The sequence below is a fragment of the Chryseobacterium sp. 14P4.3.2 genome (assembly GCF_057799275.1).
This window is the reverse complement of sequence record NZ_JBYOKO010000039.1, coordinates 1-4,556: the sequence shown is the minus strand read 5'-3', so window position 1 is coordinate 4,556 and position 4,556 is coordinate 1. Positions and strand designations below refer to the sequence as shown.

At 32.2% G+C, this 4,556-nt stretch carries 6 protein-coding genes; all 6 read left to right on the top strand.

Annotation, left to right across the window (positions count from 1 at the left end):
• The coding region (locus tag AC27VX_RS23535) for an RHS repeat-associated core domain-containing protein (RefSeq protein ID WP_488698389.1) at positions 1 to 1,351 on the top strand (1,351 nt) is incomplete at its 5' end.
• A gap of 3 nt (positions 1,352 to 1,354) precedes the next feature.
• Positions 1,355 to 1,891 carry a hypothetical protein gene (locus AC27VX_RS23530; protein WP_276159349.1) on the top strand — a complete coding sequence of 179 codons (537 nt, stop codon included), beginning with the start codon at positions 1,355 to 1,357 and terminating at the stop codon, positions 1,889 to 1,891.
• 279 nt (positions 1,892 to 2,170) lie between these two features.
• Complete coding sequence (locus AC27VX_RS23525; protein ID WP_488698387.1) at positions 2,171 to 2,341, top strand: hypothetical protein; 171 nt, start codon at positions 2,171 to 2,173, stop codon at positions 2,339 to 2,341.
• Positions 2,341 to 2,733 carry a hypothetical protein gene (locus AC27VX_RS23520; RefSeq protein ID WP_300686454.1) on the top strand — a complete coding sequence of 131 codons (393 nt, stop codon included), beginning with the start codon at positions 2,341 to 2,343 and terminating at the stop codon, positions 2,731 to 2,733. The genes AC27VX_RS23525 and AC27VX_RS23520 overlap by 1 nt, the downstream gene beginning before the upstream one ends.
• Before the next feature lie 183 nt (positions 2,734 to 2,916).
• Complete coding sequence (locus AC27VX_RS23515; RefSeq protein WP_488698385.1) at positions 2,917 to 3,111, top strand: hypothetical protein; 195 nt, start codon at positions 2,917 to 2,919, stop codon at positions 3,109 to 3,111.
• A gap of 385 nt (positions 3,112 to 3,496) precedes the next feature.
• The gene (locus AC27VX_RS23510) at positions 3,497 to 4,465 is read left to right on the top strand and encodes a S41 family peptidase (protein WP_488698383.1); all 969 of its coding nucleotides are present in this window, start codon (positions 3,497 to 3,499) and stop codon (positions 4,463 to 4,465) included.
• Positions 4,466 to 4,556: the final 91 nt, after the last annotated feature.

The following is a 4,556-nucleotide window of genomic DNA, read 5'->3' as shown; positions in this document are numbered from 1 at the left end:
GAAAGTATACAAAAGAACTATTGAAATTGAAAATGGCATCAATGGAACTGTCACCAGTACAACAGATGCGGATTATTTAGACGGATTTCAATACAGTCATACAGCAACTCAGAGTAGTACATCACCAGGTGGCGGAGGAACTCCTGCTGAAGAAGCAGAAACAGCTTTTGCAGTATCCCCTATGAGAAAAGCCATGGAAATAGAAGCGTTCTCCGTAGAGCAAAGAAGAGTCCCTCCTCCTGCCATTAAGACTCCCGACTTACAGTTTTTCCCAACAGGTGAAGGATTTTATGATTACGGAAAAGATCAGTATATTTACCAGTATAAAGATCATTTAGGAAATACAAGGATAAGTTTCGGAAGAAACAGCGCAGGCGCTCTGGAAATCACTGATGCTAATGATTATTATCCTTTTGGGATGAACCATTTAAAAACAGGAAATTCATTCTTTGGACAGGGGACTTATAAGAATTATAAGTACAATGGTAAGGAACTGCAGGAGACGGGTATGTATGATTATGGGGCGAGAATGTATATGCCGGATTTGGGAAGATGGGGTGTTGTAGATCCAAAGGGAGCTGAGTTTCCGGGTTGGTCACCATATAGTTATAGTCTTAATAATCCTATTCGATTTATTGATCCTGATGGAATGGCGCCAAATGATATTGTATTTATTAATAATAGAGGTGTAGAAGTTCATCGTATTAAAAGTGACACTCAATTTAAAACATATATACAAGAATCTACAAATGCAAGTAATAACCCTGCCCAAAGCACTGCAGGCTGGAAGTCAGTTCCTATGCCTAATATAATTCAACATAGACCACAGTCTAATGAAGATGTATCTGGCGCAGCTTATCAGGAAAACGACTATCAAATTGCAGCAAGAACAGGCTATTTTAATCAGGCTAAAAATTCTGGACAATTAAATTTAGTAACTGAAGGAGGGAATTCTATTCCGACTGAAGCTACAAAGGGAATTCCTGACTTAGACCCTACTTTAGTTAAAGCTGTTACAGTTCAAGAATCGAATGCGGGTACAACAGGTATTACAGATATTATGCAGGCTAATGTTCCTGGAGATTGGTCTAAGATGAAAAGCAGTTACCAATTAACTAAAGGTGAAAAAACAAGCGAAACAAACTCTTTGTATGCGGGAACCAGAGTATTAGCTACAAAAGGATTTAAAGGAGGAGTTTCAGTTGATTCAAAAACAGGAAAAGCTACCTATAAATTTCAAGGATGGGCAAAAGCTGTAGAAGCATATAATGGTGGTGGAACAGCAGGTTATCAAAAAAGTGTCTTACAAATGCAACAAGAATCTAAAAAACCTAAACCCTCAGATTATTAAAATATGAAAAGATTTTTTTTGAGTTTAATTGTAATTTTATTTACGAGTTGTAATAAGTCAGATTTACAGCAGAATAGTAAAAATAAAGTTATTGAAACCAAGTTGGACTATTATGAACGTTGTAGAATATTAGTTTTAGAACAAAATACTCTTAATCAAGATTTTGGATTTACAAAAAAAGGAAAAGAAATTGATGAACAAGTAGTCACATATTTGGGGAATATCATCACCTCTAAAAAAGATACTCTAAAAATTTTAAACTCTGTTCATTATACAGGTGTTTATGATGACTCGAAGAGAGGAAGTGGACAAGTGTATATTTATACTGCACATAATAAGCTTTTAGGCTTTTATAATTTAGGATCTGCAGATGCAGTACCTAGCAATATTGAGAATAAAGAGTTGATTTTTAAATACAACAATGAGAGTTGTAATCAAACTACCAAAATAAGTTTGAAAGATAGTATTCCAAGACAAATATTTATACAATGTACAAAAGAAGGCGGAGATATATATAATTTAGAAACTGCTCATAACTAAACTAAAGCCAACTCAATTTGAGTTGGCTTTGTTGTTTTATAAAATGCTTTGCAATTTAGTTTGCTTAAGAAAAGCATCAAGGAGAGCGAAGACGTGTTGTCTATCGTTCTCCTTTAGTTTTTGTGTATCTAAAATTTTAGCGACAATATTTTTATCCAGTAGGATATCCGTAGACCCTACTCTCGATTAGGACATGAGTTAATTCATGGATACAATAAATTTAACGACAGTGAATATTCTAATAGAAAAAAAGATGTATCAACCAAAGGAGATAAATCAATGATTACTCCGGATGGAAGAGATTTATCATTTAAAAATAAGGAGGAAGCATATACTACAGGTGTTGCAAATCAAATGAATGTTAAATTAGGTGAAGATAAAAGAAAAAATTATGGTATAATACCTTATACCGTAGAAAGTGTAACATCAACTAAGAAAACAAAACCATAATGAACAGAATATTTTTATTATTAGTTACAATGATAGTTTTATCTTGTACCTCTAAGGAAGTTCTTATATACAAACATGATAATACCAAAAATGATGATGGAGAAATTTTTGGTTCTAATTTAAAGTCTTTTTTTAATAAGAATCCTAATATATATACAGTTTCAATTAATTCTAAAGAAATCTCGAAGAAACTTTTACTGATAAAAGAAGAAATAGAAACTGTAAATAATAATGTTAATCCAGATGATAGCTATTATGAGTATGCATTTATAATAAATAAAAAGGATACTTTGTATACAGATTATAGGTTAGAATTTTGGAGATATGGTAACAATTGGATATCATACAAATTAGATGATGTGACAAAAAAAACAATAATAAGTAGTCATTAAAATACCAAAGCCATTCGTTTGAGTGGCTTTTATATTACATAATAGATTGCAATTTAGTTTGCTTAAAGAATGAAAAGAAAAAGCACAAAAAATATTTGATTATTTTTCCGAAAATACAAAGGTTGAATTCAACAGGATTTTATTTGCAAATAAAAAAATGAAGGGTTTAATTTTGTAGGAAATTTGTTCTTTGAAAAATATTCATCCACTAAAGACAATAATGGTAATGGAAAATTATACAATTTTAATGATGTTCGTTACTGGGAGAAAAGTATAGATTGGGAGAATTTAGAATATAACAGGAAAATGAAGAAGGATTTTGAAGAAGAGAAATTAAAGAACCCTGAAAATGTATATGAACCTAATGCCTCGTTCTGAAAAAGGTTGACTAAAAAAACCATAAAATCAGTCACCCTAATGAAATTAACAAAAACATCATCCCCGCTGGCAAAGTTTGTAACTTTGAGTAGATAAAAATGAAGACTTCATAAAGATCACCTTGATAGGCAACTCTATTTTGTACACGAAAAGCTATATATTATTTTGAGAACATAAGTATATTTACCATTATAAAGATCATTTAAGAAATACAACGCTGAACTTTGAGGTACTCTTGAAACAGCTAATGACTTTAAAAACAGGTAAGTTTACAATTTTTCCAGATAAGATAAAGTTATACATTCCTGCAATTCAAATTATTAATTATACAAATAAATAGATAGATTTGCATTTTAACCGTTACATTAAAACCTAGCATTGAAATATGAAACTTTTATATACTATAATAATCTGCTTTTTGTTTTGTAATCAGCATATTAACGCTCAGGATAATCCAAAAAAGTATGTTGCAGATGCGATATTGCTTATGAAGCACCATTCAGTCAACAAAGGAAAGATTAACTGGGATGCCGTTACTGTCGAGGCAATGAATGCAATAAAAGGGAAAAAAACAAATAAAGAAGCCTATCCGGTGATTGTTAACAGTATTAAAAGTTTAGAAGATCATCATTCAGGGTTTTATCCTCCTGAAATGGTTCAGTCTTATATGAAAACGTATAAAGAATCCGGTCTTGAATTCCCGTTTCCCAAAGACAGTCTGATTAATGGAGACCTTGGGTATATCACCATACCGGCCATTGGGAATCTGAATAATGATGACTGGAATCTCTATGTGCGTGATTTTTATGAGAAAATAAAACTTTTGGACACCCATCAACTTAAAGCCTGGATTATTGATCTCCGTGAAAATGATGGTGGTATGTTTTCTCCAATGTTCAGAGCCATTGAGCCTTTCCTTGATCAGCAGAATGTGGTAGGATCCAAAGACAATGAAGGTAAAGTGGGGTATTACAAATATAAAGATAAAAATATACTGTTTGATAATACCATAATTGCCACAATTAATGTAGAAAAAATCAAGCTTAAAAATAAAGATATTCCGGTTTTTGTACTGGTAAGTAAGAAAACGGCAAGTTCCGGAGAGTTTGTGACAGCGGCATTAGCAGGACAGAAAAATGTTAGAATAATAGGGGCTAACACGCAAGGGCTAACTTCTGATAATTCTGAATTTAGATTGTCAGACGGAGCGATATTGAAACTTACTACAGGTATTTTGATTAACAGAAAAGGAGAGGAATACCGTGAGATTGGCAAAGGAATTACTCCTGACATTATTACTAAGACTAATAATTTATCCTATTATATTGATGCTGTAAAGAGTGCTCTCAACTAAATTCAAAAAAGAAAAGTTGTTTGTTGCTTCATCATATCCGACTTAGGAATCAGGAGCTTTAATAAAATTTAAACCGTTAAAAAATTTCCAC